This window comes from Streptomyces hilarionis, from assembly GCF_024539675.1.
GTDB lineage: Bacteria > Actinomycetota > Actinomycetes > Streptomycetales > Streptomycetaceae > Streptomyces > Streptomyces hilarionis.
In genome coordinates this window covers 78,917-104,916 of record NZ_JAHHIT010000038.1, presented here as the reverse complement: position 1 = coordinate 104,916, position 26,000 = coordinate 78,917, and the positions used below count along the sequence as shown (strand labels likewise).

The following is a 26,000-nucleotide window of genomic DNA, read 5'->3' as shown; positions in this document are numbered from 1 at the left end:
AGACGAGAGGCACATGGTGGTACGCGGGTTCCTGGGGCGGCAGCGTCGGGAGTACAGGACTCCGGAGCCGCACCCGTCCGGTGCTCGCCCGCCCAAGCTCCCCGGCGAGCTGGTCCCCGAACACGTGGCGATCGTCATGGACGGCAACGGCCGCTGGGCCAAGGAGCGCGGGCTGCCGCGCACCGAGGGGCACAAGGTCGGCGCCGAGCAGGTCCTCGACGTGCTCCAGGGCGCGGTCGAGATGGGCGTGCGCAACATCTCGCTGTACGCCTTCTCCACCGAGAACTGGAAGCGCTCGCCCGACGAGGTCCGCTTCCTGATGAACTTCAACCGCGACTTCATCCGCAAGACCCGTGACACCCTCGACGAGCTGGGGATCCGGGTGCGCTGGGTGGGCCGGATGCCCAAGCTGTGGAAGTCGGTCGCCAAGGAGCTCCAGGTCGCGCAGGAGCAGACCAAGGACAACGACCGTCTCACGCTGTACTTCTGCATGAACTACGGCGGCCGCGCGGAGATCGCGGACGCCGCGCAGGCGCTGGCCGAGGACGTGAAGGCGGGCCGGCTCGACCCGTCCAAGGTCACCGAGAAGACCCTCGCCAAGTACCTGTACTACCCGGACATGCCGGACGTCGACCTGTTCCTGCGGCCGAGCGGCGAGCAGCGCACCTCCAACTACCTGATCTGGCAGAGCGCGTACGCGGAGATGGTCTTCCAGGACGTCCTGTGGCCGGACTTCGACCGCCGCGACCTGTGGCGGGCGTGCGTCGAGTTCGCCTCCCGGGACCGCCGTTTCGGCGGCGCCACCCCGAACGAGGTGCTGCTCTCCCTGGAGGGGAGCGGTTCGGGGCGCGCTGCGGAGCAGGACGCCGGTTCCTGAAGGCGTCCGGCCCGCGTGCCGGGCCGCCGCGCCCGGCCGTTACGATCACGCCTCGTCACCGTAGGACCGGGGAGGGGCCGTGGGCGGGGAACAGGCCGTCGGAGTACACGAGGACGAGGTGGTGCTGGAGTACGAGCACCGTCTCGCGGACATGGAGGACGCCGTCCGGCTGGTGTCCCGCAAGAACGGCCGGGCGGCTCTGATCCACCGGCCGCTCTTCCTGGTGTGCGTCGCACTGGCCGGGGCCGCGGCGTTCGCCCTGGGCGTGCGCGACGACGACGGGGCGGGGGTGTCGTTCGGCGTGATGTTCGTGGTGTGGCCGGTGCTGATGTACTTCGCGCCGCGACTGACGGCCGAGCGGCTGCTGAAGGCGAACCGCCACCACGGCCGGATCCGGGTGACCGTCGGCCCGGAGGGCGTGCGCACGGTGAGCGCGCACGCCGATCTGCGCATGGGCTGGGCCAACTACGGCAGCTACGCGGAGTCGGAGCGGATCTTCGCCCTGCGCAGCCCGGACAAGGCGGGCCACTGCGCGATCGTCCTGGTCAAGGGGGGCGTCCGCACCCCGGAAGACCTCGACCGACTGCGAGCGATCCTGGACGGCAGGCTGCGCCGCGTCTGACCCCGGGCCGGGCGCGCCCGGCCGCCGACTGCGTCCGTCCGGCCGGCCGGGCGGACGTGCTCGGCCGGGGGCGGGGCGGCGGGTCAGCTCGCGGCGGTCGCCGCGCAGTCCGCGCAGGTGCCGAAGATCTCCACGGTGTGGGCCACGTTCACGTAGCCGTGTTCGGCGGCGATGGCCTCGGCCCATGTCTCGACCGCCGGGCCCTCCACCTCCACGGCCTTGCCGCAGACGCGGCAGACGAGGTGGTGGTGGTGCTCGCCGGTGGAGCAGCGGCGGTACACGGACTCGCCGTCGGATGTGCGCAGGACGTCGACCTCGCCCGCGTCGGCGAGGGACTGAAGGGTGCGGTAGACGGTGGTCAGGCCGACCGAGTCGCCCTTGTGCTTGAGCATGTCGTGCAGATCCTGCGCGCTGCGGAACTCGTCCACCTCGTCGAGCGCCGCCGCCACGGCGGCGCGCTGCCGGGTGGCGCGGCCCTTCACGGGCGGTCCAGCGGTCGTCACCGTTGTCTCCTCACGTCTGCGGCTTGCCGGGCCATTGTGCCAGCCCGGCCTGTGCGCGGTCAGACGCCGACTTCGTCGCCGGGGGCTCGGGTGGCCGGAATCGCACACTCCGCGGGGTCGCCGGCCGGGTGCGCCGCCGCCAGCGCGCGGGCGCGGCGCCGGGCCAGCGGGGCGGCCAGCAGGCTCAGCGCGACGAACGCGGCGATGGTCAGCAGCACGATCGTCGCGCCGGGCGGGACGTCCTGGTAGTAGGAGGTGACGGTGCCGCCGATGGTCACCGTCACGCCGATGGCCACCGCGATCGCGAAGGTCGCGGCGAAGCTGCGGCTGAGCTGCTGGGCCGCGGCCACCGGGACGACCATCAGGGCCGAGACCAGCAGCAGGCCCACCACGCGCATCGCCACGGTCACCGTCACCGCCGCCGTGACGGCCGTCAGCAGGTTCAGGGCGCGCACCGGCAGGCCGGTCACCCGCGCGAACTCCTCGTCCTGGCTGACCGCGAACAACTGGCGGCGCAGGCCCAGGGTGACCAGGACCACGAACGCCGCGAGCAGGCAGATCGCCGTCACGTCGGATTCCGACACCGTCGACAGCGAGCCGAAGAGGTACGAGGTGAGGTTGGCGTTGGAGCCGCCCGGCGCGAGGTTGATGAACATCACGCCGCCGGCCATGCCGCCGTAGAAGAGCATGGCGAGCGCGATGTCGCCGCGGGTCTTGCCGTACCAGCGGATGAGTTCCATGATCACCGCGCCCAGGACGGAGACGGCCGTGGCCATCCAGACCGGGGACCAGGAGAGCAGGAAGCCGAGGCCGACGCCGGTCATGGCGACGTGGCCGATGCCGTCGCCCATGAGGGCCTGGCGGCGCTGGACGAGGTAGATGCCGACGGCGGGCGCGGTGATGCCGACCAGGACCGCGGCGAGCAGCGCCCGCTGCATGAAGGCGTAGTTCAGGAGGTCCATCAGCTCAGCAGTCCCGTGCGGATCGGTTCGGCGCCCGCGGGTGCGTGCGGGTGCACATGGTCGTGGCCGGGGAGGGCGTGCTGCCCGACGGCCCGCGGGGGCGGCCCGTCGTGCAGGACGCAGCCGTCGCGCAGGACGACCGCCCGGTCGATGAGGGGCTCCAGCGGGCCCAGTTCGTGCAGGACCAGCAGGACGGTCGTGCCGGCCGCGACCTGCTCGCGCAGGGTGTGCGCCAGCACCTCCTGGCTGGCCAGGTCGACGCCGGCCATCGGCTCGTCCATGATCAGCAGTTCGGGTGCGGCGGCGAGCGCGCGGGCGATCAGCACGCGCTGGTGCTGGCCGCCGGAGAGGGCGTCGACGCTGTCCTTGGCGCGGTCGGCCATGCCGACCAGCTCCAGGGCGTGGCGCACGGCCGCGTGGTCGGCCTTGCGGAAGACGCCGAAGCGGGTGCGCGAGAGGCGGCCCGAGGAGACGACCTCGGTCACCGTGGCCGGGACGCCGCCCGCGGCCGTGGTGCGCTGCGGGACGTATCCGACGCGCGCCCAGTCCCGGAACCGGCGGTGCGGGACGCCGAACAGCTCGATCTCGCCCGCGCCGATCGCCACCTGTCCGATGACGCTGCGCACGGCCGTGGACTTGCCGGAGCCGTTCGCGCCGAGCAGGGCGACGACCTCACCGCGCCGCACGGTGAGGTCGACGCCCCGCAGCACGGGGCGCGAACCCAGTTCCGCGCGGACGCCGCGCAGTGAGATGACGGACTCGGCCTTCGCGTCCATGACGCCCTCCGTAATGGTCACTTGGTTCCCAGGGCCGTCTGAAGCGCCTTGAGGTTGGCTCGCTGGACCGCGAAGTAGTCCGTGCCGCGGGACTTCTTCGTGATGCCCTCGATCGGGTCGAGGACGTCGGTCCTGAGGTGCGCGTCGGAGGCGATGGTCCTCGCGGTCTTGTCGCTGACGAGCGTCTCGTAGAACACGGTGGTGACGCCGTCCGCCTTCGTCATCTTCTCAAGTTCCCTGACCCGTGCGGCGCTGGGCTCCGACTCGGGGTCGAGGCCGTTGATGGCCTCCTCGGTCAGGCCGTAGCGCTCGGCGAGGTAGCCGAAGGCGGCGTGGGTGGTGACGAAGACCCTGGTCCTCGTGTGCGCGAGGCCCTTCTCGAACTCGGTGTTCAGATCGCCGAGTTGCTTCACCAGGGCCGCGGTGTTGGTCTTGTAGTCGGCCGCGTGGGCGGGGTCGGCCTTCTCGAAGGCCTTGCCGACGCCCTCGGCGACCTGGGCGTAGCGGACGGGGTCGAGCCAGATGTGCGGGTCGAGGCCGGACAGCTCCTCGTCCGCGTGGTCGTCGTGCTCGGCCGCGTGGCCGCCGACCTCGTTGCCGTGCTTCTCCAGCGTGGTGAGGGAGGCGGCGTCGATCTTGGTCTTGACCTCGGACTGGGCCACCGCGTCGTCGACGGAGGGTTGGAGGTTCTTCAGGTAGAGCGCCGCGTCGGACTCCTGGAGCGCGGCGGTCTGCCGGGCGCTGATCTCCAGGTCGTGCGGTTCCTGGCCGGGCTGGGTGAGGCTGGTGACGTGGACGTGGTCCCCGCCTATCCGCTCGGCGAGGAAGGCCATCGGGTAGAACGACGCGACGACGTCGAACTTGTCCGTGTTGCCCGCGGCCGCGCTGTCGGAGGAGCAGGCGGAGAGGGAGCCGAGGCCGAGGGCGGCGGCCGCCGCGACAGCCGTTCCGGATATGAGTCGTCGTGCGTTCATGACACTCATTTTCAACAAATATGGAAACCGTTGTCAACAAGCTGAGGGGCAAGGGAGGGGCAAGGGCCCGGTAAGCCCGAAGGGCTGCGGTATGGCCCCGGTGCTCGGGGGCCCGATTTGGTCGAGGGGGAGTCCCCGCCGGTACCCTGAAGTCTTCGCTGGAAGCACCTCGCTTCGTCGCCCGTCGTCGTTATGAAGAGAGCACCGTGGCCGCCGACAAGATCGACACCATCGTCAGCCTGAGCAAGCGCCGTGGCTTCGTATTCCCGTGCAGTGAGATCTACGGCGGCCAGAAGGCCGCCTGGGACTACGGACCGCTGGGTGTCGAGCTCAAGGAGAACCTGAAGCGCCAGTGGTGGCGCTACATGGTGACGTCGCGCGAGGACGTGGTCGGCATCGACTCGTCCGTCATCCTGGCCCCCGAGGTCTGGGTGGCCTCCGGTCACGTCGCCACCTTCTCCGACCCGCTGACCGAGTGCACCTCCTGCCACAAGCGGTTCCGCGCGGACCACCTGGAAGAGGCGTACGAGGCCAAGCACAACCGCCCGCCGGCCAACGGCCTGGCGGACGTGAACTGCCCCAACTGCGGCAACAAGGGCCAGTTCACCGAGCCCAAGCAGTTCTCGGGCCTGCTCTCCACCCACCTCGGTCCCACGCAGGACACCGGCTCCATCGCCTACCTGCGCCCCGAGACCGCCCAGGGCATCTTCACCAACTTCGCCCAGGTGCAGACCACTTCGCGCCGCAAGCCGCCGTTCGGCATCGCCCAGATGGGCAAGTCCTTCCGCAACGAGATCACGCCCGGCAACTTCATCTTCCGCACCCGCGAGTTCGAGCAGATGGAGATGGAGTTCTTCGTCAAGCCGGGCGAGGACGAGAAGTGGCAGGAGTACTGGATGGAGCAGCGCTGGAATTGGTACACCGGCCTGGGCCTGCGCGAGGAGAACATGCGGTGGTACGACCACCCGAAGGAGAAGCTCTCCCACTACTCCAAGCGCACCGCCGACATCGAGTACCGCTTCCAGTTCGGCGGGAACGAGTGGGGTGAGCTCGAGGGCGTCGCCAACCGCACCGACTACGACCTCTCCGCCCACGCCAAGGCCTCCGGCCAGGACCTCTCCTACTTCGACCAGGAGGCCGGCGAGCGCTGGACGCCGTACGTCATCGAGCCCGCGGCCGGTGTCGGCCGCGCGATGCTGGCGTTCCTCCTCGACGCCTACATCGAGGACGAGGCCCCCAACGCCAAGGGCAAGCTGGAGAAGCGCACGGTGCTGCGCCTCGACCACCGCCTCGCCCCGGTGAAGGTCGCGGTCCTGCCGCTCTCCCGCAACCCGGAGCTGTCGCCGAAGGCCAAGGGTCTCGCCGCCGCGCTGCGCCAGAACTGGAACATCGAGTTCGACGACGCCGGCGCCATCGGCCGCCGCTACCGCCGCCAGGACGAGATCGGCACGCCGTTCTGCGTCACGGTCGACTTCGACACCCTCGACGACAACGCGGTCACCGTCCGCGAGCGCGACTCGATGAAGCAGGAGCGCGTGTCGCTGGACCAGATCGAGGGCTACCTGGCCGCCCGCCTGATCGGCGCGTAGCCGCCCACGGCGCGCAGCGACAGACCGAGGCCGGCCCCGACGGAATCCCGTCGGGGCCGGCCTCGCGCCGTGCCTGGCGCTATCCCTCGGGATGCCGCTCCCGCAGATGCGCCCGGAGCAGGACGTCGGCGTCGGTCTCCGCGCTGTAGTCGTGCACCGCGCGCGCCTTCGCCCGGCACGACGCGAGCTCGGCGCACTCCGGACAGCCCTCGGCCGGCTGGGGCGGTCGGCGCAGGCCCAGCATGAACGGCCCGTCGGTGCGCGCCCGCGCGTTCGCCGCCCGCACTCCGGCGCGCAGCCGCTCGCGCTCGGTCGCCGGCCGCAGCCCGGCCGGATCGGCCTGCCACTCCCGGCCGCCGCCGACCGGGCGCAGCATCGCGTAGGGGCCGGAGCGGTCCTGGTACTCGCCGACCCGGTCCGTCGCCGGGTCGTAGAGCAGGGTGCCGGGTTCGTGCTCCATGTCGTCCGCTCCTTTTACCCAACTTCCTTACTCAATGTGAAGGTTGGGATACTCTGGGTGGTGGGGGGTTGAGGTCAGGATGCCTTCCGGGCGGGGCGGACATGCCGTCGACGAGGGCTTCGTAGGCGTTCGGCGGCGCAAATTCCACAAATGCGGAAGGGGCGGGACGGGATGCCGGCGAGGCGGGTGGTCACGGGGCGGAGCCAGGAACCCCGACGGCGGTTCGCGGAGGAGCTGCGCCTGCTGAGGGCGGCCAAGGGGGACAGTCTGCGGCAACTGGAGGAGGTACTGGGCTGGACGGCGTCCACCTTCGGCAAGATGGAGGGCGGCCAGAGCCTGGGCAGCCCCGAGGTCGTGGAGGCGCTGGACCAGCACTACGGGACGGGCTCGATGCTGCTCACGCTGTGGGAGCTGGCGGTCGCCGACCCTTCGCAGTTCAAGGAGCAGTATCGGCGGTACATGGCGCTGGAGGCGGAGGCGGTCGGTCTATGGCAGTACTCGGTGAGTGCGCCGCCGGGACTTCTCCAGGCAGACGGTTATGTGCGCGAGGCTCTCGTGGCGGGCGGCCTCAAGGGGGAGGAGTTGGAGCAGCAGATCGAGGCGCGCACTCGTCGGCGGAAGCTGCTTGAAGGGGAGGAGGCTCCACCGTTCCGGGCGATCCTCGCCGAGGCCGTGCTGCGTAACTCGCTACGTGAACTCCGCCAATGGCGAAGGCAGTTGGAGTTCCTGTTGGATGCTGCGGGGTGCAGCAACATCACGCTCCACGTGTTGCCGTTCGGCATCGGCCCGCACGGCCTGATGAACACGGACACGATGTTCCTGCGGCTGTTGGACGGCCGTACCGTGGCCTATGTCGAAAACGACGTACGCGGTGAACTGATCGAGGAATCGGGCAGGGTTGAGCGTCTGCACCGCACATATGATGCGGTACGTGACCTGGCGTTGGGCCCGGCCGAGTCGCAGTCGTTCATCTTGCGTATGTTGGAGGATTTGCCATGCGAGCCACCGATCTGAGCAGCGTGACATGGCGCAAGAGCAGCTACAGCAACACGGACGGCGGCAATTGCCTCGAAGTCGCCGACAATGCGATCTCCCTCGTCCCGGTCCGGGACAGCAAGGACCCGGACCGGGGTGTCCTGATGTTCGGGGCGCAGGCCTGGGGCCGGTTCGTCGGCGCCTACAGGTCGACGTCCATGTAGAGCGCCGCGTGGTCGGAGGCCGCGTCGAGAGGCGAGGTCACGGTGTCGAAGGACTTGATGCCGTCCGCGAAGATGCCGCGGGTCTCCAGGCCGACGTGCTGCACCTCCTGCCACACCTCCGGCGACATCAGCAGGTAGTCGATCTTGTCCCGCTCGCTCTGGCACGGCTTGAACGTGCCGGGCAGTCCCCGGTAGGAGCGGTGGCTCATCGCGTCCCGCAGTCCGGCTCCCTCCAGTGTCACGACCGAGTCGCTGCTGGGGAAGTCGTTGAGGTCTCCGGCGACGATGACGTGCGGGGTGCGCTCCAGTGCGGCCCGGTAGATCTCCGCGACGCGCCTGGCCTGGGCCAGCCGCAGTGCCGGATCGTCGTTGGACTTGCTCTTCAGGTGGTTGCCGAGGATCACCAGGGGGGTGCCGTTGAGCCGGATCTCGAACTCGGGACAGTCGCGGCTGAAGAGGCGCTCGTCGGGACGGTCCGGGTTGGTCTCGAAGATGTGGGTGCGCAGGGACGTGATCGGGTACCGGCTGAAGATCCCGACGTCGATGCCCCGGCTGTCGTTGCCGTCGATCAGCAGGGCGTAGGGGTAGGGCCGCCTGCCGAGCGCTCCGGCCAGCACCTGCGAGTTGAAGCGCTCCAGGGCGAGACGGTCCTCGACCTCGACGGTGAGCAGGACGTCGGCGTCGACCTCCGAGACCACCCGGCCGGTGTTGCGCACGGTGTCCAGGTCGAGGTCGTCCTGTCCCAGTTCGACCCAACCGGCCCAGGCGGAACGGCCCTTGGCGGTGACCTCGATGTGGGGGTGCCTGCCCCGCCCCGGAGGCTTGAACAGCCCGGAGTCCTTGCCCGGGCGTGACTGGTTCACGTAGATGGGCGGCGGGTCCTCCGGGTCGATCGCGTACGCCCGGTGCTTCTCGATGAGCCCGGCGATCTTCGTCTTGTCGTCGGCCGTGTATTCCGGCTTGTCGAGGAGGGCGCCGAGGGCGGCGAAGTCGTCGAGGATCTCCTTCCGCTTCACCGGGTCGGTGAGCCGGAAGGCCGTGGGTCGGCGGAAGAGGTTCTCCATGTTGAACGTGGCGATGCGGATGCTCATGACAGGCCTCCACGGCGGCGCGGAAGGCCGCTCGGTCGGCGGCAGGCGCCGCCGAGGTGACTGCGCACCGACATATTCCATTGTCCTCATCCTCGCGGGCGCGTCGACCGCGCGGGTGCGGAGCAGCGGCTATGGAATGACAGATATTGAAATCTGTCAGCTGTCATGGCAGTCTGGGGGCATGACGATGCGAACCCGTTCCCTCGGCACCACCGGCCCCCAGGTCTCCGCTCTCGGTCTCGGCTGCATGGGCATGTCCGCCCTGTACGGCGACGCGGACCGGGCCGAGGGGATCGCTACGATCCACGCCGCCCTGGAAGCCGGCGTCACCCTGCTCGACACCGGCGACTTCTACGGCATGGGCCACAACGAGCTGCTGATCGGCGAGGCCCTGCGCACCGCCCCGCCCGCGCTGCGCGAACAGGCGCTGACCAGCGTGAAGTTCGGCGCGCTGCGCGGGCCCGACGGCTCCTGGGCGGGCTACGACGGCCGGCCCGCCGCCGTGAAGAACTTCGCCTCCTACTCCCTCCAGCGTCTCGGCGTCGACCACATCGACGTCTACCGGATCGCCCGCGTCGACCCCGACGTGCCGATCGAGGAGACGGTCGGCGCGATCGCCGAACTGGTCGAGCAGGGGTACGTCCGGCACATCGGCCTCAGCGAGGCCGGCGCGCAGACGATCCGCAGGGCCGCCGCCACCGCGCCGATCGCCGACCTCCAGATCGAGTACGGCCTGATCACCCGCGGCGTCGAGGCGTCCATCCTGCCGACCACCCGTGAGCTGGGCATCTCGATCACCGCGTACGGAGTCCTCTCGCGCGGCCTGATCTCCGGGCACTTCTCCGCCGACCGCAAGCTCGGCGCGAACGACTTCCGGGCCCACTCGCCCCGCTTCCAGGGCGACAACCTCCAGCACAACCTGACCCTGGTGGAAGCGTTGCGGAAGATCGCCGAGGCCAAGGGCGTCTCCGTGGCCCAGCTCGCCATCGCCTGGGTGCTGGCCCAGGGCGAGGACATCGTCCCGCTGGTCGGCGCCCGCACCCGCGAGCGGCTCACGGAGTCGCTGGGCGCGCTGGACGTCGTCCTCGAAGCCGACGACCTCGCGGCGATCGAGGCGGCCGTGCCCGCCGACGCGGCGGCCGGCGAGCGGTACCCGGCCGCGGCCATGGAGCACCTCGACAGCGAGCGCTGAACGGCCCGCCGGGTACCGTCTCACCATGGCACCGCAGACCTCCGAGACCCTGACCGCCGAGCGCATCCTCGAGGCGACCGAGGAGGTGCTGCGCCGGCACGGCCCGGCCAAGGCGACCGTGGTGGACGTGGCCCGCGCGCTCGGCGTCAGCCACGGCAGCGTCTACCGCCACTTCCGCACGAAGGCGGCGCTGCGCGAGGCGGTCACGAAGCGATGGCTGGACTTCACGTCGCAGATCCTCTCCGCGATCACCGACGACGAGAGCCGTCCCCCGGAGGCCCGGCTGCGGGACTGGCTCACGGCGCTCTTCGAGGCCAAGCGGCGCAAGGCGGGCGACGACCCCGAGCTGTTCGCCACGTACATGGTGCTCACCGCGGACAGCGGCACGGCGGTCGGCGACCACCTCGCCGACCTCACCGGCCAGCTGACCTCGATCGTCGAGGCGGGCGTCGCGGCCGGGGCCTTCGCGACCGCCGACCCGGCGGCGTCCGCCCGCGCCGTCTTCCACGCCACGGGCCGCTTCCACGACCCGGGCTACTTCGAGGTCTGGAAGCGGCCGGGCGTCGAGGACGACTTCACGGCGGTCGTGGACCTGCTGCTGCGCGGGCTGCGCGCTCAGTCCGCGTCCTTCTGAGCGACGAGCTGCACCCTGATGTCGTCCCCGTAGGGCAGGACGACCGTCTGGTCCAGGCCCGCGTGCCAGTCGGGCGCCACCAGGAACAGCCGCCCGCCGGACGCCATCAGCATCCGGAAGTTGCGGTAGCGGTAGAGGTACGTCCGGCCGTCCTTCCCGGCCGGGCCCAGCCGGCTCGCGCTCACCCCGGCCGGTACGCCGTCCAGCGGCTCCCTGGTGTCGACGACGACCTCGGGACGCTTTCGCAGCCCGGCCGCGTCCTGCTCGCCCCGCCCTTTCCCGTACGCCCACGCCAGTTGCGTCGACCCCCAGAACAGCCCGAACACGCCCAGCGCGACCGCGCACATCACGCCGTTACGGGCCAGGCGCGTCGTCAGCACCGGACGCCCGCGCTGCCGTCCGTAGATCCAGACGCCGTACGCCAGCGCCGCCGGTCCGAAGGCCAGCGACAGCGGGGTGGAGCCGAACACCACGCTGACGTCCGAACTCTGCACGAAGATGCCGATCAACGCCCGGCCGATCAGCAGGACGCCGACGAGGACGAAGCCGTAGGCGAGGAAGGCGGCGGCGGAGGCCTCGTCCCCGGTGTTCGCGTCGCGGGAGAGGACCCCCAGGGTCACGGCGTGGATCGCGACGAGCAGCATGACGCCGAGGAAGATCATCGCCGCCGGCACGAAGACGACCTCCATGCCGTCCAGCATCAGGTCCTGGTTGGAGCGGCCGGTCATCTCCACGGGGACGCCGAAGTAGGCATACCGCGCGCGGGTGGCGATGTAGCCGAAGTAGAGCAGCAGCGCGGTCGCGAGGGTCGCGGGCCCCAGCGCCTCGGCGAGCCGCCGCAGCCGCGCGGGGACGGCCGACTCGTCGTCGGCGGGGGGTGCGGGGGGCTCGCGTCCCGGCGAAGGCTCGCCCGTCACCCCTCCTCCGAGGCGGAGGAGCCGTCGTCCGGCGAGTGGGACTCGGGGGAGACGTCCGGCGGTGACACCACGTCCGGCGGGGAGGGACTCCTGGAGGAGGGGGAGCCGTCGGGTGAGCTGCTCCTGGAGCCCGGGACGTCCATCGACGTCTCGAGGGAACCGGACTCACCCGTGACGAGCACGGGGTGCTGCGGTGTGGGCTTCGGTCCGCTCCAGTCCCGCACCCGTTTGCACGGGTCCTTGTCGACGTTGTCGCACAGGAAGGTGGCCGTGAGCGTCCCTCGCACCTCGTAGTGGCCGCCCTCGGCGTTCGACAAGGCGGCCACCCCCGCCACACATCCCCCCTCAAGGGCCTTCAGGCGAAGGCCGTCGCAGGGGTTGGCCTGCTGGTACAGCGTCTTGTGGCAGCGTGCGCCATTGTCCGACCGAAGCTTCGGTTTCTGCTTCCCGGGTGCTTCGGTCACCTTGAAGGAGACGCTTGTGACGGTCGCGGGGGTCTCCTCCATGTTCAGGACGATCGCACAACCGTTCCTTCCGGAGCCGTTGATGTTGACGCCGTTGGGGACGTGCGGTCCGACCCTGTGCTTTCCGCCCCCGCCCGGCGACCGGCTGCCGCCGCCGTTCGACGCCTCCCCGGCACGGGATCTTCCGCCGTCGGCTGTCACGTCCCCGCCGCCGTCCGCGTCGCCCGAGCCGTTCGACCGGACGTCGGCCGAGCCGCTCGCCGTGTCACCGGAGGCCGTGTTTCCGCTGTCCGTCGTCGCCGAGCGGACCAGCCACACCGCACCGAGGACCGCCACCAGAGCGAGGAGCGTCGCCATGACGGCGAGCCGGGCACGTGAAGGCTGCATATTCGGAGCGTAAAGGCGCGTTTCGCGGCTTTCCCGCCGGATTACTCCGCCTGCCCCGCCGTGCACCGCCAGAAGTCCCGCATCAGCGGGGTCGGCGTCGGGTCCGTCATCGCCGTCTGGGTGAGGAGGATCGTGACCGTGCCCGTCCGCGGGACGACGTGCGCCGTCGTCCCCGTGCCGCCGACCCAGCCGTAGCGGCCCGGTACGTTCCACGGCGCGAGCGGGTCGACGTCCACGCTGCCGCCGTAGCCCCAGCCCTGACCCTCCAGGAACAGGGCGCCGCCCTCGCGCTGGGCCGCCGACAGGTGGTTGGCGGTCATCCGGCTCACCGAGGTCGGCGACAGGACCCGGTGACCGTTCGCCTCGCCCCCGTTGAGCAGCATGCGGGCGAACGCCAGCCAGTCGTCCGCCGTGGACGCCAGGCCCCCGCCGCCCGACGGGAACCTCGGCAGGCCGCTCCACTCCCCGTCCGGGGCGTCGGCGAGCTCCAGCCCGCCCGCGCCGTCGGGGCGGTACGCGGTGGTGAAACGGTCCCGCTTCTCCTTCGGGACCTCGAACGCGGTGTCCCGCATGCCCAGCGGCTCGAAGATCCGCTCCGCCAGGAACGCGGGGAGCGTGCGGCCCGACGCCCGCGCGATCAGCACGCCCTGCACATCGGACGCCGTGCCGTACAGCCAGGCCTCGCCCGGCTGGTGCAGCAGAGGGACGCGGGCCAGGTCGGCCAGCCACACGTCCGGCTCGGGATACGCCTGTGGAGCGCGGCCGTCCTTCTGCACGCCGAAGAGGGCCTGGACGGCGGGGAGCGCGAAGTCCGACGGGAAGCCCCAGCCGGGCCGCGAGCTCAGCAGGTCCTCGACCGTGATCGGGCGGGCCGCCGGGACCACGTCGTCCACGGGCGCGGACGGCGTGCGGACCACCATCGGCTCCGCCAGCTCGGGCAGCCACTCGGCGACCGGGGCGTCGAGGCCGACCGTGCCCTCCTCGACCAGGGTCAGCAGCGCCGCCGCCGTGACCGGCTTGGTGATCGAGGCGATCCGGAACAGGGAGTCCCGGGTCATCGGGGCCGTTCCGTCGGCGTCCCGCGAGCCGACGCTCACCGCCTCCACCTCGTCGCCGCGGGCCACCAGGCCCACCGCGCCGGGCACGGCGCCGTCGTCGACGTGTCGCTGAAGGGTCTCGCGCAGCGCGCTCATGGGGCCGGCCTTCCGGTGGGGGTCCGCTTCTCTCTGCACCGATACGACCCCCCGGAGGCGGCGAAGTCATCGGCGGCGAAGTCAGCGGCGGCGAAGTCGTCGGCGGTGACGTCGTCGCGGCGCGCGGCCGTCGTCCGGGCCGGCCCCGCGCTCACCCCACGTTCCGCGGCAGTCGCAGGCTGAGCAGGCCCGTCAGGACCACCCCGGCCAACTGCACGACCAGCGTGACGACGAGGGCGTCCCGCATGCCCGAACCCGGGACCAGGGAGAGGAAGAGGGTGCCGAGCGTGGCCACGCCCAGGGCCAGCGAGGCCTGCTGGGTGGTCACCATCACGCCGCTGCCGACGCCCGCGCGGTCCGGCGGCACCTCGGACATCACGATCCGCATGACGACGGGCAGTTGGAGCGCCTGGCCCGCACCGGCGACCGCCGTGCCGGGCAGCAGCTCGACGAAGCCGACGTCCGGCCAGTCGGCGCGCACCGCCAGCACGATGAGCAGGACGCCCACGCCCTGGAGGACCGCGCCGGCGGTCACCACGCGCGCCCCGAACCGGGTCACCAGCCGCGGCCCGGCCAGCGAGGCGAGGAAGAACATCAGGGCCATCGGCGCGAGAGCGAGACCGGCCCGCACCGGACCCAGTCCCGCCCCGCTCTGGAGGGCCACGGCGATGACGAACATGAACCCGCTGAAGCCGACCGCGAGCGGCCCCATGATCGTCAGCCCGCGCCGCAGGGTGGTCAGCGCGAACAGGCTCGGCGGCACCAGCGGTGTACGGCCCTGCCGGTCGGCCCGCCGCTCCACCGCGTAGAACGCGCCCGTGAGCAGCGGGAACGCGGCCAGCGACAGCCAGGTCCACAGCGGCCATCCCGCGGCCCGGCCCTCGGTGAGAGGGGCGAGCAGGGCCAGCAGCGCGGCGGCCAGCAGCACGGTGCCGGGGCCGTCCACGGGCTCCGGGCGCCGGGAGCGGGTCTCCGGGACGGTGCGCACGGCCAGGAGCAGTCCGACGATCACGAAGGGGACGTTGACCAGGAACACGGACCGCCAGCCGCTGCCGGCGATGTCCGCGGCGACGAGCACGCCGCCCAGGATCTGGCCCGCCACCATGGACAGTCCGGCGGTCGCGCCGTACAGGCTCATCGCCTTGGCGCGGCGCGCGCCCGCCGTGGCGGACTGGATGGTGGCCAGCACCTGCGGGACCATCGCGGCGGCCGACGCGCCCTGCGCGACCCGGGCCGCCACCAGCGACCAGGCGTCCGGAGCGAGCCCGCAGGCCAGCGAGGTCAGGCCGAAGGCCGCCATCCCGCCCAGGAAGAGCCGGCGGCGGCCGAACAGGTCCCCGAGCCGCCCGCCGAGGACGAGGAGCACGGCGTACGCCAGCCCGTACCCGGCCACGACGAGTTCGAGGACGGACTCGCTCGCGGCGAGGTCGCGGCCCATCGTGGGCAGGGCGACGTTGACGATGAAGAAGTCGATGAGGGGCAGCGCCGCGCCGAGCAGCACGGTGAACAGGCCCAGCGGGCCGAGGGAGTGGGACGGCCGCGCGGCGCGGTCGCCGCCGGCCTGGGGAGCCGAGGTCGTGGTGGTCGTGGCGGTGGTCGTGGTTGTGTGGGTCACGCTGCCGAGCCTGCGCCGCCCCTCAGACGGGTACCAGAGTCTCCTTATCCTGGTAGAAGGAGTACCTGGCAACAGGATCCGCCGGGCGGCAGGCTGGAGGCATGACGACGATGGCTCAGCGGACGCCGCCTGTCGCGACGGCCCCGACGACCGCGACGACTCCGACGACCGCGACGACGGGCGGCTCGGAGACCCGGCGGCACGAGCTGGCCGCCTTCCTGCGCAGCCGCCGCGAGCGCATCACGCCCGAGCAGGTGGGACTCCCGCGCGGAGCGCGCCGCCGCACGCCGGGACTGCGCCGCGAGGAGGTCGCCCACCTCTCCGCCGTCGGCGTCACCTGGTACACCTGGCTCGAACAGTCCCGGGACATCCATGTCTCGGTGCAGGTCCTGGACGCCCTGGCCCGCACCCTGCTGCTCGACCCGAGCGAGCGTGCCCACCTCTTCCAGCTGGCCGGCGCGACCGACCCGACCCCCGCCTCCTCCTGCACCGGCATCACCGACGCCGTACGCGCGATGCTCGACCAGCTCGACCCGCTCCCCGCCTGCGTCCAGAACAGCCGCTACGACATCCTGGCCTACAACCGCACGTACGCCCACCTGCTGTGCGACCTCGACGCGATCCCGCCCGAGGACCGCAACTGCATGGTGCTCATCCACACCCATCCGCAGTGGCGCGAGTCGGTCGTCCACCTCGACGAGTCGATGCGCCTGATGGCCGCCAAGCTGCGCGCCTCCATGGCCGGTCACCTCACCGAGCCCGCCTGGAAGATGCTGGTACGGCGACTACAGACGGAGTCGCCGGAGTTCCGGGAGAACTGGGAGCGCTACGAGGTCGTCGTCGGCCGCAGCAAGGTCAAGGAGTTCCGCAACCCGCACGTCGGCCTCCTCACGCTCACCCACACCGACCTGTGGCTGAGCCCGGACCACGGGGCCCGCATGGTGACCTACGCGCCCCAGGACGCGACGAGCCGCGAGCGTCTGGAGAAGCTGCACGCGTACGCGCTGGGCGTGGCCGGCCCGGTCGGGCCTACGATGACGCGGTGAACTTCGTCATGGTGCCCGGTGGTTGGCAAGGCGGATGGGTCTTCGACTCGGTGGCCGCGCAGCTGCGCCGGGACGGTCACCACGTCGAGGCGGTGACCCTGTCGGGGCTGGAGCCGGACGGACCGGCCGACGCCGACCGCCCGCCGAACCTCGACACCCACATCGACCAGGTGGCCGAGATCGTCGAGCGCGGCGACGGCGCCCCTGTCGCCCTGTGCGGGCACAGCTACGGCGGGATGGTGATCGCCGGCGTCGCGGACCGCCTCGGCGACCGCCTGGACCAGCTGGTCTTCATCGACGCCTACGTGCCGGACGACGGAGACTCGTGCTGGTCCCTGACCAGCGACGCCTTCCGGGAGCTGTTCCTGGCCGGCGCCCGCGCCGACGGCCGGTGGGTGGCGGTCCCCGAAGGCCTCGACCCGCGGGCGCGCCCGCATCCGCTGGCGAGCTTCGTCCAGTCGATCACGCTGAAGGGCGGCCCCCGGCCGGAGTTCGGCCGGACGTTCATCAGCGGCGGCGCGTGGCCGGGCAGCCCGTTCACGGACCTGAGCGAGCGGTTGCGCGACGACTCGGGCTGGCAGGTCCTCGACATCCCCGTCGGCCACAACATCGCCCGTCGCGACCCGCACCGCCTCGCGGCCGCTCTCGGCGCGCTGCGGCCCGGCTCCGTCTGACGCGCGGCCGCCGCTCGCGCGCTCCCGCGCGGGTGCGCGGCTCAGGCGCCGACGCCCGCCGCCTCGCGGACGTCCGGCGCCTCCAGCCGCTCGGCGGTGCGCTGCGCCGTGCGCCTGGCCCACGAGCCGGTGGTCACGGCCCCCAGGGCGAGGACGGCCAGGCCGCAGCCGGTGAGGATCCACCAGCCGGGCACGGCGGCGGTGGCGAAGGAGTCGCGGTACGACGAGGCGTCCACGCCCGCCGCCAGGACCGCGCCGATCACCGCGACGCCCAGCGTCTGGCCCAGCTGGCGGCTGGTGGAGGCGACCGCCGCCGCCACCCCGGCCTGACTGCGCGGCATGCCCGACACCGCGGTGTTGGTGATCGGAGCGTTCACGAACCCGAAGCCCACCCCGAACAGCGCGTACCCGAGGAACAGCGTGGCGTCGGACGTCTCGGCGTCGAACGCGGCGAACAGCACCCCGCTCGTCGTCATGGCCACACCGGCGATCAGCAGCGGCAGTCGCGGGCCCCGGCTGCCCACGAGCCGTCCGGACAGCGGCGCGCACAGGAACGTCGGCACGGCCATCGGCAGCATCCACAGTCCGGCGTGCAGGGCGTCCAGGCCGCGTACGTTCTGTAGGTACAGGGTCGACAGGAAGAGGAAGCCGCCCAGCGCCGCGAACGCGCTGACGGCCACCACCGTCGCCCCGCTGAACGGCGCCGAGCGGAAGAACCGCAGGTCGATGAGGGGTTCGTCGCGCCGGGGCTCGTACCACAGCAGGCCCGACAGCGCGGCCAGCGCGACGGCGGCGAAGGGACCGCTGGTCGCCGCGCCCGCCTCCGGCGCCTCGATGATGGCGTAGGTGAGCGAGCCGAACAGGGTGATGACCAGCAGCTGGCCGACCGGGTCGGGACGCCGTGCCCTGGGCGCGCGGGACTCGGGGACGAAGCGCAGGGTCGCCAGCAGGGCCACCAGGCCGACGGGCAGGTTGAGCCAGAAGATCGAGCGCCAGCCCACCGACTCCACGAGCAGCCCGCCCAGCAGCGGCCCGGCGGCCATCGATATGCCCACGACCGCGCCCCACACCCCGATCGCCCTGGCCCGCTCGCGCGGGTCGGTGAAGGTGTTGGTGATGATCGACATGGCGACCGGGTTCAGCATCGAGCCGCCCACCGCCTGGACCATGCGGGCCGCGATGAGCAGGTCCAGGCTCGGGGCGAGGGAGCAGAGCAGGGAGCCGGCCGCGAAGACGACCAGGCCGGACATGAAGACCTTTTTGCGGCCGATCCGGTCCGCGGTCGAGCCCGCGAGCATCAGCAGCGAGGCCAGGACCAGCGTGTAGGCGTCGATCGTCCACTGGAGGCCGGAGGTCGACGCGTGCAGGTCGCTCTGCATCGACGGCAGGGCGACGTTGAGGACGGTGACGTCGAGGCTCACGATCAGCAGGCTCATGCAGCAGATCGCGAGCACCAGCAGACGCCGGCGAGGGCTGAGCTCGGGCATGGGTTTCATCGTACGCCGACATCAATAGTGCGTCTAACTAATGAGTGATGCATGATCCCGGAGATCCCCTGACATCCCCCGAGATCCCCCCTCGGGGATCGCCCCGGGGTGCGGCGGCACGCGGTCGAGCGCCCCGGCGCCCGTGCGACGGCCGAGTACCCCCGCGTATACGCGACAATGGAGCAATGTCCACGCCCGTGAACCCCTTGCAGATCGGTCCCCACACCGTCCGCCCGCCCGTCGTCCTGGCCCCCATGGCCGGGATCACGAACGCCCCCTTCCGCACCCTGTGCAGGGAGTTCAGCGGCGGCAAGGGTCTCTTCGTCAGCGAGATGATCACGACCCGGGCGCTGGTCGAGCGCAACGAGAAGACCATGCAGCTGATCCGCTTCGACGCGAGTGAGAAGCCGCGCTCGATCCAGCTGTACGGCGTCGACCCGGCCACTGTCGGCAAGGCCGTCCGCATGATCGCGGAGGAGGGCCTCGCCGACCACATCGACCTCAACTTCGGCTGCCCCGTCCCCAAGGTGACGCGCAAGGGCGGCGGCTCCGCCCTGCCCTACAAGCGCAACCTGCTGCGCGCCATCCTGCGCGAGGCGGTGAGCGGCGCCGGCGACCTCCCGGTGACGATGAAGATGCGCAAGGGCATCGACGACGACCACATCACCTACCTCGACGCCGGCCGCATCGCCGTCGAGGAGGGCGTGACGTCCATCGCCCTGCACGGCCGCACCGCCGCCCAGCACTACGGCGGCACCGCCGACTGGGAGGCGATCGCCCGCCTCAAGGAGCACGTCCCGGAGATCCCGGTCCTCGGCAACGGCGACATCTGGTCGGCCCGGGACGCGCTGCGGATGGTGCGCGAGACCGGCTGCGACGGCGTCGTCGTCGGCCGCGGCTGCCTCGGCCGGCCGTGGCTGTTCGCCGATCTCGTCGCCGCCTTCGAGGGCCGCCCCGACGAGATCGCGCAGCCCTCCCTGCGCGAGGTCGCCGACGTCATGGTCCGCCACGCCACCCTCCTCGGCGAGTGGATCGGCGACGAGTCCAAGGGCGTCGTCGACTTCCGCAAGCACGTCGCCTGGTACCTCAAGGGCTTCGCGGTCGGCAGCGAGATGCGCAAGCGCCTCGCGATCACGTCCTCCCTGGCCGAACTCCGCGCCGGCCTCGACGAGCTGGACCTCGACCAGCCCTGGCCCGTCGGTGCCGACGGCCCTCGGGGCCGCACCTCCGGCAACAACCGGGTCGTCCTGCCCGACGGCTGGCTCAAGGACCCCTACGACTGCGCGGGCATCGACGAGGAAGCCGAGCAGGACACCTCCGGCGGCTGAGCGGCGCCCCCCCGCCGGCGCGGGCCGACGGGGGAACCGTGCGGGTGCGGGGCGTCAGCCCTTCGACGGGTGCGGGGTCGAGCCGTACGCGGTGAGGAACCTGTCGCGGAACGAACTCATCTTCCACACCGGCGCGTTGTGCGCGGGCTTCAGACCGTCGGTCCACTTCCACGAAGAGATCTTGTCGAGCACCTTCGGGTCCTTGGCGACGATCGAGATCGGCACGTCCCGGCTGGCGTTGTCGCCGCTGACCCGGGCGATGGGCTGGTGGTCGCCCAGGAAGACCAGGACGGTGTCGTCGGTGCCGTAGCGCTCCAGCCACTCGGTGAGCGCCGTCACCGAGTACGCGATGGACTTGCCGTACTCCTGCTTGGACGCGGAACCGTCGGCGATGACCTCGGACGCCTTCCTGCCCGCCGCCTGGATGCCCTTGAAGACCGAGCCGTCGCCGAGGTCGTCCCAGCCGACCATCTTCGGGATCGGCGCCCACGGCTGATGGCTGGAGGTCAGGATGATCTCCGACATCAGCGGCTTGTCGCGTCCCGTGCGACCGTGCTCCAGCCGCTGGAACGCTTCGAGGGCGTACTGGTCGGGCATGGTCGACCAGCTGAACTTCGGCCCCCGGTAGCCCATCTGGAAGGCGTTGTAGACCTTGTCGAGCCCGTAGAACCGCGCCTCCGGCCAGCCCTTCTGCACCCCCGGCATGACGCCGACCGTGTCCCACGCGCCGGTCTTGCCGAACGCCTTGGTCAGGGACAGGTGGTCGCTCGCCATCACCGTGCTGTAGCGCTGCTGGTTGTCGACCCACAGCCCCGACAGGGTGGTGGAATGGCCGAGCCAGCTGCTGCCGCCGTAGGTCGCCGAGGTCAGCCAGCCGCTCTTGGCGTGGAAGCCCGCCTTCGCCAGGGCCTGCGTCCTGGTGGCGAGGGTCGCGTCGACGCCCGGCGCCATGATCGGGTCCTCCACCGCGCTGCGGCCGTAGCTCTCGATGAAGGTGAAGATCATGTCCTTGCCGCGCAGGTCCGGCACCAGCTGGTCGGGCGGCGTGGCCCCGAACGTGTCGTAGCGGGCCTCCTTGCCGAACGCGGCCTCGTCCGCCAGGGTCTGCCGCACCTGCCGCCCCTTGTTGATCAGCGCGTCCCCGGCCCGGTAGGAGGCGACGGGCACCCCGGCGTTCTGTAGACCCACCACGGAGCACGTCACCCACACGGTGGCCGCGAGCAGCGTGACGCGGGTCGACCGCTGGCTGTCCAGCATCAGCAGATTGCTCAGCCGCACCGTCGCCAGGGCCATCACCGTGAACAGCGCGACGATCAGCACGACGAGGCCGATCGCCGCCCCCACGGCCGTCGCCCGGCCGAACGAGTCCGCGACGTAGGACTGCGCGTCGTCCAGCAGCCCCCAGTCCAGGACGAGGTTGAAGTCCCGTCCCAGATACTCCACGAAGCCCATGTCGAGCAGGTCGATCACGGTCAGCGCCCCGAGGAGCATCCCGCCCAGCACCGCGGCGACGATCCGCGGCCGCCGGGGCAGCGCCAGCAGCACCGACGCGCCCAGGACGGCCTCGACGGGCAGCCGCGTGAACCGGTTGACGTGCAGTCCGTTCAGCCGGTTCGGCAACAGCAGCGCCCCGAGCACGAGGACCAGCGACAGCACCGTCGCCGTCCACCACAGCGCCCGCGCGGTCCGCGGATGCCTGCCCCGCCAGGCCCGCAGATGCGCGACGCGGGCCCGCAGCCCCCGGGGCCCGGTTTCGGCCTCGGCATCGGAGACGGCGCCGGTTTCGGAGACGGTGCCGGTTTCGGCCTCGGGCTCGGATTCGGTGCCGGCCCCGGCCCCGGCCCCGGCCCCGGCCCCGGCCTCGGCCTCGGATTCGGTGCCGGTTTCGGGTTCGTGCTCGGAGGCGTCCTCGGCATCCGCCCCGTCCCTTGCGCCGGCCCCCGCCCCGGTCCTGGCCTCGGAGGCGGCCGTGGTCCCGGTCCCGGCCACGCCCTCCGCCTCGGTCGGGGAGGCGGACGCGGCGGTGGCCTCGTCGGCTGCCGCTTCAGCCGCTTCAGCCGTCTCAGCCGTCTCGCCCGCTTCTGCCGTCTGAGCGGATCCGGCCGCCTCGGCGGTGTCCGCCGTGGGCCCGGTGGCCCGCCCCTCCGCCCCGGACGCCGCGGGCTCGACGGCCTCCTCCGCAGCCGCCTCGGCGGTGTCCCCGTGCGGCGACTTCGCGGGTTCCGCGGTGTTCACGGTGTCGTCCTCGGGGTCCTTCGATTCGGCCTGCTGGGATGAGCGCGTGGTGACTGGCACCCGAGGGTCCTTCCGTACGAAGCCCGGCGGTTCGGCGGATCCGGTGCGGGCCGGATCCGCCATGGTCTCGTACGGCCTGCTCCCGGCCCGCGTTCAGCCCCCCGGGCCAGTGGTCGGCAAACACCGCGCAAACGTCGCGCCAAACCGCTCCCCGGGCGCCCGGGCGGGCGCACCGGCTACGCGCCCCCGACCGCCGTGAGCAGCGCCAACGGCGCCGCCGCCGAGCGCGATTCCCGTACGCAAGCGTGCGGGTACGGCACCGGCTGCCCGTGGGTGTCACGGCCGTAGCCCGCGAGGACCTCCGGCAGGCGGTGACCGGTCGCGGCCGCCGCGTCGACGAGACCCCGGGCCACCGTGCGCGCCTCGTCGTGCAGCCCGTAGCGCGCGAGGCCCAGCGCGATCAGCGCGTTGTCGTGCGGCCAGACCGAGCCGCGGTGATAGGAGAGCGGGTGGTACGCGGGCTGTCCGGCCGCCAGCGTGCGCACGCCCCAGCCGGAGAAGAAGTCCGCCTCCAGCAGCCGGCGGCCGACGGTCTCCCCGTACTCCTTGTCCAGCAGACCGGACCACAGCAGGTGACCGGCGTCCGAGGCGAGCGCGTCGACCTGCCGGCCCTCGCCGTCCAGCGCGAGCGCGGGGAAGGCGCGGTCCGGCATCCAGAAGTCGCGCTGGAAGCGGTCGCGCAGATCGGCGGCGGCCTGTTCGAGCAGGGCCGCGTACTTCTCGTCCTCCCACACCGTGCGCGCCGTCCACGCCGTGCGGCGCAGCGCGTCGTACGCGTACCCCTGCGCGCCCGCCGCCATCACCGCCCCCGTCGGGCGGGCGCCGTCCGCGGAGCAGATGGCGCCGGGGGAGTCCTTCCAGTTCTGGTTGGCCAGCCCGCCCCGGTCGGCCCGGTAGACCAGATAGCCGCGCGAGGTGAGCCCGCCGTGGTCCAGCATCCAGCCGACGGCCGCCCTCGCGTGCGGCTCCAGCCGGCGGGCCAGCGCCACGTCGCCGGTCTGCTCGACGTACGCGCCGAGGACGACGAGGAACAGCGGGGTCGCGTCCACCGAGCCGTAGTAGCGCCCGTACGGGACCTGCCCGAAGTGGGCGAGCTCGCCGTGGCGCACCTCGTGCACGATCTTGCCGGGCTGGGCCACCGTCAGCGGGTCCGCCTCGGTCGCCTGGGCCGCGGCCAGCGCGAGGAGCGTCGCGGCGGCCGGACGGGGGCGGTAGGGCAGCGCGAACAGCGAGGCGAGCAGCGCGTCGCGACCCAGCAGGGTGAGGAACCAGGGCGCGCCCGCCGCCGGCACGCGCAGGTCCTCCCCGTCCGGGCCGCTCGCCGGGACCTGCAACGCGGCCAGGTCCGACAGACCGCGCGCACAGGCCGCCGTCAGCTCGGGCCAGCCGGCCGGCAGCGCCACGCCCTCCGCGAACTCGGCCTCCCGCTCCCGGAGCCGCCCGGTGACCGACGCAGGGGAGCGGGGCACCCGCAGCGTCCGCCGCTCGCCGTGCGGCCGGGCCGTCACCCGCAGGGTGAGCTCGGCCGCGCCGTGCGGCTCCAGTTCCAGCCGCCACACCAGACGGCGGGCGCCGGTGCCGGTCTCCTCGACGGCGTCCGGCGCGGGCTCGGCCGTCACCGTCGTACGGGACGTCCACTCGCCGCGCCGGTAGGTGAACTCCACGCCGTCGTCGAGGATCTCGCGGCGGCGGACGACCCCGGACTTGGCGTAGGTGCGGTGGTCGGCGCGCAGTTCGAACTGGTCGGCGAAGTCGGCGTCGGCGGTGAGCGCGAGACGGACCGTCGTCGGCACCGGGCGGTTGCACACGATCCGCAGCGACTCCACGAACGCGCTGTCGCCCACGGCCTGTTCACGGAAGAGCGTGCAGGACGGCGGCTCGTTGCGGCCACCGCGCGGCACGAGCACACAGCGCGTGACGTCCCCGTCCGCGACCGGCGACAGCGCCTCCGGGACCGCGCCGTCGACGGTCAGCTGCCAGCGGCTGAGATGGCGGGCGTCCCGCACGAACAGCCCCTCCGGCGACCCGGAGGCCGCTCCCGGCCCCCGCACGCCGCTGATGTCCCCGTTCTCGCCCACGGCCGCGAACGTCCCGCCGAACACGAGCAGATGATGCCGGTCCGTCATCCCAGGTCCCCTCCCTCGGTACCGCTGCCTGACATGTCCTGGTGGATGAGGTCGAGCGTGAGCGCGGCCGTCCAGCTGAACCCCGTCGCGCCGCAGGCCGCCCCGGAGTACGGATCGACGTACTCCGCGAAATCCGAGCCGCCCGCGAGGTCCAGCACGGCCCGGCGCAGCGCCCCCGCCTCGGCCCGGCGGCCGTGCAGCCGCAGACCCCGCTCGAGCAGCCAGCTCGTGTTGAACCAGGCCGGTCCGCGCCAGTAGCGGTGCGGGTCGAAGGCCTCGCCGAGCAGGTCGTAGCTGGGAACCAGCCGGGTCACGCCGCCCACGCCGAAGTGCGGGCCGCGCAGCGTCCCCACGAGCGCGTCCACCGCCTCGCCCGGCAGGCCGGGCAGCAGCAGCGGCACCAGACCGGACACCCCCCGCTCGGGCACCGGGCCCTGGCCGCGCAGGTCCCGGCAGAAGAACATGCCCTCGGCCGGGTCCCACAGGCGCTCCACGAGTGCCGCCGTGAGTCGTTCGGCACGGGCATGGCGTGCCGTGCCCGGTGCGCCCAGCTCCTGCGCGATGTGCGCGAGCGCGTGCTCGGAGGCGATGAGCAGCGCGTTGAACGACGGGTCCTCGACGGCGAACTGCCCGCCCCCGTCGGCGTAGCCGCCGTCGCGGTACTCCGTCGCCAGCCGCACGTACCGCCCGTAGTCCAGGTCCGTCGGCCGGTCCTCGGCCGACCCGTGGTCGAGGTCGGCGCGGCGGAAGGAACGGGCCGGGGCGGGGGCGATCCGGGCCAGGGGGTCGTCCCAGCTGGGCGCGTTGTCCATGCCCTGCTCCCACGGATGGACGACGGACACCAGCCCGCCGCCGCCCAGGTCCCGCCGGTGCAGCAGATAGCGGTGCCAGGCGGCCAGCCGGGGATACACCCGGGCCAGGAAGCCGCGGGCGCGGGACAGCTCCGGGTCGGCGCGGTGCACCAGCCAGGCCGCGAGCGCGTGCACCGGTGGCTGCACGATGCCGGAGGTCTGTACGGTGCGCGGGGCGCCCGCAGCGCGCCCCGCGGTCGAGGAGCGCCAGAAGTCGGGGCTCGGGAAGTACGCGTCGAGCGGCACGGAGGGGTTGAACACGATGTGCGGGACGCGTCCGTCGCCCCACTGGGCGGCCAGCAGCGTCTCCAGCTCCGTCTGCGCCCGGTGCGGCGCGACGTGCCGCAGACCGACGGCGACGAAGGCCGAGTCCCAGGACCACTGGTGCGGGTACAGACCGCGCGAGGGGACCGTGGACGTGCCCGTCCAGTTGGCCTCCAGCACCGCGACCGCCCTGGCGCGCAGCGTCTCGGCGTGCGCCGGACGCACCGGGTGCGGTGGGCACGTGGGGTGTGCGGGGTGCGTGGAGCGCGCGGGGTGCGCCGTGTGCGGGGAGTGGGGACGCGAGGCCCGGACGGGCGCCGGCGCCGGTGGCGCCGCCGGATCGTGTGCGACGGTCCCGGCGACCTCCGCGGCACGGGCGCTGAGCTGGGCGGTGCGATCCACTCGGGGCTCCCCGAAGACGACGTGGCCGCCTGGTTCGGCAGCGACTACCGTAGAGTTACGTCTATTTAACAC

Annotated in this window: 24 protein-coding genes; 10 read left to right on the top strand and 14 right to left on the bottom strand. The window is 72.3% G+C overall.

Annotated elements, in window-relative coordinates; genetic code table 11:
- Window positions 1–13 precede the first annotated feature (13 nt).
- Window positions 14–877, top strand: a complete 864-nt coding sequence (locus KMS84_RS07315; RefSeq protein ID WP_256915246.1) for an isoprenyl transferase — start codon at window positions 14–16, stop codon at window positions 875–877.
- Between the two features lie 79 nt (window positions 878–956).
- Entirely contained in the window at window positions 957–1,499 is a 543-nt protein-coding gene (locus KMS84_RS07310) for a hypothetical protein (RefSeq protein ID WP_256915245.1), read from the top strand.
- Window positions 1,500–1,582: 83 nt separating this feature from the next.
- Here the strand turns inward: KMS84_RS07310 and KMS84_RS07305 are convergent, their stop codons facing one another.
- From KMS84_RS07305 to KMS84_RS07290, 4 genes are read right to left on the bottom strand one after another with little or no spacing between them, the layout of a single operon-like run.
- Window positions 1,583–2,002: a Fur family transcriptional regulator gene (locus KMS84_RS07305; RefSeq protein ID WP_256915244.1), complete on the bottom strand. Its 420-nt coding sequence runs from the start codon at window positions 2,000–2,002 to the stop codon at window positions 1,583–1,585.
- A 59-nt stretch (window positions 2,003–2,061) separates the two neighbouring features.
- Entirely contained in the window at window positions 2,062–2,964 is a 903-nt protein-coding gene (locus KMS84_RS07300) for a metal ABC transporter permease (protein WP_256915243.1), read from the bottom strand.
- Window positions 2,964–3,740, bottom strand: a complete 777-nt coding sequence (locus KMS84_RS07295; protein ID WP_256915242.1) for a metal ABC transporter ATP-binding protein — start codon at window positions 3,738–3,740, stop codon at window positions 2,964–2,966. The genes KMS84_RS07300 and KMS84_RS07295 overlap by 1 nt, the downstream gene beginning before the upstream one ends.
- A gap of 17 nt (window positions 3,741–3,757) precedes the next feature.
- Window positions 3,758–4,714, bottom strand: coding sequence for a metal ABC transporter substrate-binding protein (locus KMS84_RS07290; protein ID WP_256915241.1), 957 nt, complete (start codon window positions 4,712–4,714; stop codon window positions 3,758–3,760).
- 206 nt (window positions 4,715–4,920) lie between these two features.
- Here KMS84_RS07290 and KMS84_RS07285 point away from each other — a divergent pair, with 206 nt between their 5' ends.
- The gene (locus tag KMS84_RS07285) at window positions 4,921–6,303 is read left to right on the top strand and encodes a glycine--tRNA ligase (protein WP_256915240.1); all 1,383 of its coding nucleotides are present in this window, start codon (window positions 4,921–4,923) and stop codon (window positions 6,301–6,303) included.
- A gap of 79 nt (window positions 6,304–6,382) precedes the next feature.
- Here the strand turns inward: KMS84_RS07285 and KMS84_RS07280 are convergent, their stop codons facing one another.
- A complete protein-coding gene (locus KMS84_RS07280) occupies window positions 6,383–6,763 on the bottom strand; it encodes a hypothetical protein (protein WP_256915239.1) in 381 nt (126 codons plus the stop codon).
- A gap of 171 nt (window positions 6,764–6,934) precedes the next feature.
- Between KMS84_RS07280 and KMS84_RS07275 the strand changes: the two genes are divergently transcribed.
- Both KMS84_RS07275 and KMS84_RS07270 read left to right on the top strand, forming a co-directional pair.
- A complete protein-coding gene (locus KMS84_RS07275; RefSeq protein WP_256915238.1) occupies window positions 6,935–7,777 on the top strand; it encodes a helix-turn-helix domain-containing protein in 843 nt (280 codons plus the stop codon).
- Entirely contained in the window at window positions 7,759–7,962 is a 204-nt protein-coding gene (locus tag KMS84_RS07270; RefSeq protein ID WP_256915237.1) for a DUF397 domain-containing protein, read from the top strand. The genes KMS84_RS07275 and KMS84_RS07270 overlap by 19 nt, the downstream gene beginning before the upstream one ends.
- Here the strand turns inward: KMS84_RS07270 and KMS84_RS07265 are convergent.
- Window positions 7,941–9,053: an endonuclease/exonuclease/phosphatase family protein gene (locus KMS84_RS07265; protein WP_079141608.1), complete on the bottom strand. Its 1,113-nt coding sequence runs from the start codon at window positions 9,051–9,053 to the stop codon at window positions 7,941–7,943. The genes KMS84_RS07270 and KMS84_RS07265 overlap by 22 nt on opposite strands.
- Before the next feature lie 181 nt (window positions 9,054–9,234).
- Here KMS84_RS07265 and KMS84_RS07260 point away from each other — a divergent pair, with 181 nt between their 5' ends.
- Together KMS84_RS07260 and KMS84_RS07255 are read left to right on the top strand one after the other, a co-directional pair.
- Entirely contained in the window at window positions 9,235–10,245 is a 1,011-nt protein-coding gene (locus KMS84_RS07260) for an aldo/keto reductase (protein ID WP_256915236.1), read from the top strand.
- A 25-nt stretch (window positions 10,246–10,270) separates the two neighbouring features.
- On the top strand, window positions 10,271–10,879 hold the full coding sequence (locus tag KMS84_RS07255) for a TetR/AcrR family transcriptional regulator (protein WP_256915235.1): 609 nt from the start codon (window positions 10,271–10,273) through the stop codon (window positions 10,877–10,879).
- Here the strand turns inward: KMS84_RS07255 and KMS84_RS07250 are convergent.
- From KMS84_RS07250 to KMS84_RS07235, 4 genes are all read right to left on the bottom strand, one after another.
- Entirely contained in the window at window positions 10,861–11,796 is a 936-nt protein-coding gene (locus KMS84_RS07250; RefSeq protein ID WP_256915234.1) for a hypothetical protein, read from the bottom strand. The two genes, KMS84_RS07255 and KMS84_RS07250, sit on opposite strands and share 19 nt — an antisense overlap.
- On the bottom strand, window positions 11,793–12,647 hold the full coding sequence (locus tag KMS84_RS07245) for a hypothetical protein (RefSeq protein ID WP_256915233.1): 855 nt from the start codon (window positions 12,645–12,647) through the stop codon (window positions 11,793–11,795). Before KMS84_RS07245 ends, KMS84_RS07250 begins: the two co-directional genes overlap by 4 nt.
- A gap of 41 nt (window positions 12,648–12,688) precedes the next feature.
- Window positions 12,689–13,840, bottom strand: a complete 1,152-nt coding sequence (locus KMS84_RS07240) for a serine hydrolase domain-containing protein (RefSeq protein WP_256915232.1) — start codon at window positions 13,838–13,840, stop codon at window positions 12,689–12,691.
- Between the two features lie 151 nt (window positions 13,841–13,991).
- On the bottom strand, window positions 13,992–15,455 hold the full coding sequence (locus KMS84_RS07235) for an MFS transporter (RefSeq protein WP_438818908.1): 1,464 nt from the start codon (window positions 15,453–15,455) through the stop codon (window positions 13,992–13,994).
- A gap of 101 nt (window positions 15,456–15,556) precedes the next feature.
- On the opposite strand from KMS84_RS07235, the gene KMS84_RS07230 reads away from it, so the two are divergent.
- Entirely contained in the window at window positions 15,557–16,501 is a 945-nt protein-coding gene (locus tag KMS84_RS07230) for a helix-turn-helix transcriptional regulator (RefSeq protein ID WP_256915231.1), read from the top strand.
- On the top strand, window positions 16,498–17,175 hold the full coding sequence (locus tag KMS84_RS07225) for an alpha/beta fold hydrolase (protein ID WP_256915230.1): 678 nt from the start codon (window positions 16,498–16,500) through the stop codon (window positions 17,173–17,175). The genes KMS84_RS07230 and KMS84_RS07225 overlap by 4 nt, the downstream gene beginning before the upstream one ends.
- Before the next feature lie 41 nt (window positions 17,176–17,216).
- Here the strand turns inward: KMS84_RS07225 and KMS84_RS07220 are convergent, their stop codons facing one another.
- Window positions 17,217–18,662, bottom strand: a complete 1,446-nt coding sequence (locus KMS84_RS07220; protein WP_256915229.1) for an MFS transporter — start codon at window positions 18,660–18,662, stop codon at window positions 17,217–17,219.
- Between the two features lie 185 nt (window positions 18,663–18,847).
- On the opposite strand from KMS84_RS07220, the gene dusB reads away from it, so the two are divergent.
- Complete coding sequence (gene dusB / locus KMS84_RS07215) at window positions 18,848–19,990, top strand: tRNA dihydrouridine synthase DusB (RefSeq protein ID WP_256915228.1); 1,143 nt, start codon at window positions 18,848–18,850, stop codon at window positions 19,988–19,990.
- Between the two features lie 54 nt (window positions 19,991–20,044).
- On the opposite strand, the gene KMS84_RS07210 is transcribed toward dusB, so the two are convergent.
- The 3 genes from KMS84_RS07210 to KMS84_RS07200 form a co-directional block, all read right to left on the bottom strand.
- Window positions 20,045–21,727 (bottom strand): LTA synthase family protein, encoded by a 1,683-nt coding sequence (locus tag KMS84_RS07210; protein ID WP_256915296.1) that lies wholly within the window; start codon window positions 21,725–21,727, stop codon window positions 20,045–20,047.
- A gap of 734 nt (window positions 21,728–22,461) precedes the next feature.
- A complete protein-coding gene (locus KMS84_RS07205) occupies window positions 22,462–24,411 on the bottom strand; it encodes an amylo-alpha-1,6-glucosidase (RefSeq protein WP_256915227.1) in 1,950 nt (649 codons plus the stop codon).
- Window positions 24,408–25,928: an MGH1-like glycoside hydrolase domain-containing protein gene (locus KMS84_RS07200; protein WP_438818907.1), complete on the bottom strand. Its 1,521-nt coding sequence runs from the start codon at window positions 25,926–25,928 to the stop codon at window positions 24,408–24,410. The genes KMS84_RS07205 and KMS84_RS07200 overlap by 4 nt, the downstream gene beginning before the upstream one ends.
- Window positions 25,929–26,000: the final 72 nt, after the last annotated feature.

Coding starts and splice junctions, on each gene's coding strand:
- KMS84_RS07240 (WP_256915232.1), bottom strand. CDS start 13,840: ATGAGCGCGCTGCGCGAGACCCTTCAGCGACACGTCGACGACGGCGCC.
- KMS84_RS07220 (WP_256915229.1), bottom strand. CDS start 18,662: ATGCCCGAGCTCAGCCCTCGCCGGCGTCTGCTGGTGCTCGCGATCTGC.
- KMS84_RS07315 (WP_256915246.1), top strand. CDS start 14: ATGGTGGTACGCGGGTTCCTGGGGCGGCAGCGTCGGGAGTACAGGACT.
- KMS84_RS07280 (WP_256915239.1), bottom strand. CDS start 6,763: ATGGAGCACGAACCCGGCACCCTGCTCTACGACCCGGCGACGGACCGG.
- KMS84_RS07270 (WP_256915237.1), top strand. CDS start 7,759: ATGCGAGCCACCGATCTGAGCAGCGTGACATGGCGCAAGAGCAGCTAC.
- KMS84_RS07205 (WP_256915227.1), bottom strand. CDS start 24,411: ATGACGGACCGGCATCATCTGCTCGTGTTCGGCGGGACGTTCGCGGCC.
- KMS84_RS07230 (WP_256915231.1), top strand. CDS start 15,557: ATGACGACGATGGCTCAGCGGACGCCGCCTGTCGCGACGGCCCCGACG.
- KMS84_RS07275 (WP_256915238.1), top strand. CDS start 6,935: ATGCCGGCGAGGCGGGTGGTCACGGGGCGGAGCCAGGAACCCCGACGG.
- dusB (WP_256915228.1), top strand. CDS start 18,848: ATGTCCACGCCCGTGAACCCCTTGCAGATCGGTCCCCACACCGTCCGC.
- KMS84_RS07265 (WP_079141608.1), bottom strand. CDS start 9,053: ATGAGCATCCGCATCGCCACGTTCAACATGGAGAACCTCTTCCGCCGA.
- KMS84_RS07300 (WP_256915243.1), bottom strand. CDS start 2,964: ATGGACCTCCTGAACTACGCCTTCATGCAGCGGGCGCTGCTCGCCGCG.
- KMS84_RS07295 (WP_256915242.1), bottom strand. CDS start 3,740: ATGGACGCGAAGGCCGAGTCCGTCATCTCACTGCGCGGCGTCCGCGCG.
- KMS84_RS07260 (WP_256915236.1), top strand. CDS start 9,235: ATGACGATGCGAACCCGTTCCCTCGGCACCACCGGCCCCCAGGTCTCC.
- KMS84_RS07290 (WP_256915241.1), bottom strand. CDS start 4,714: ATGAACGCACGACGACTCATATCCGGAACGGCTGTCGCGGCGGCCGCC.
- KMS84_RS07245 (WP_256915233.1), bottom strand. CDS start 12,647: ATGCAGCCTTCACGTGCCCGGCTCGCCGTCATGGCGACGCTCCTCGCT.
- KMS84_RS07255 (WP_256915235.1), top strand. CDS start 10,271: ATGGCACCGCAGACCTCCGAGACCCTGACCGCCGAGCGCATCCTCGAG.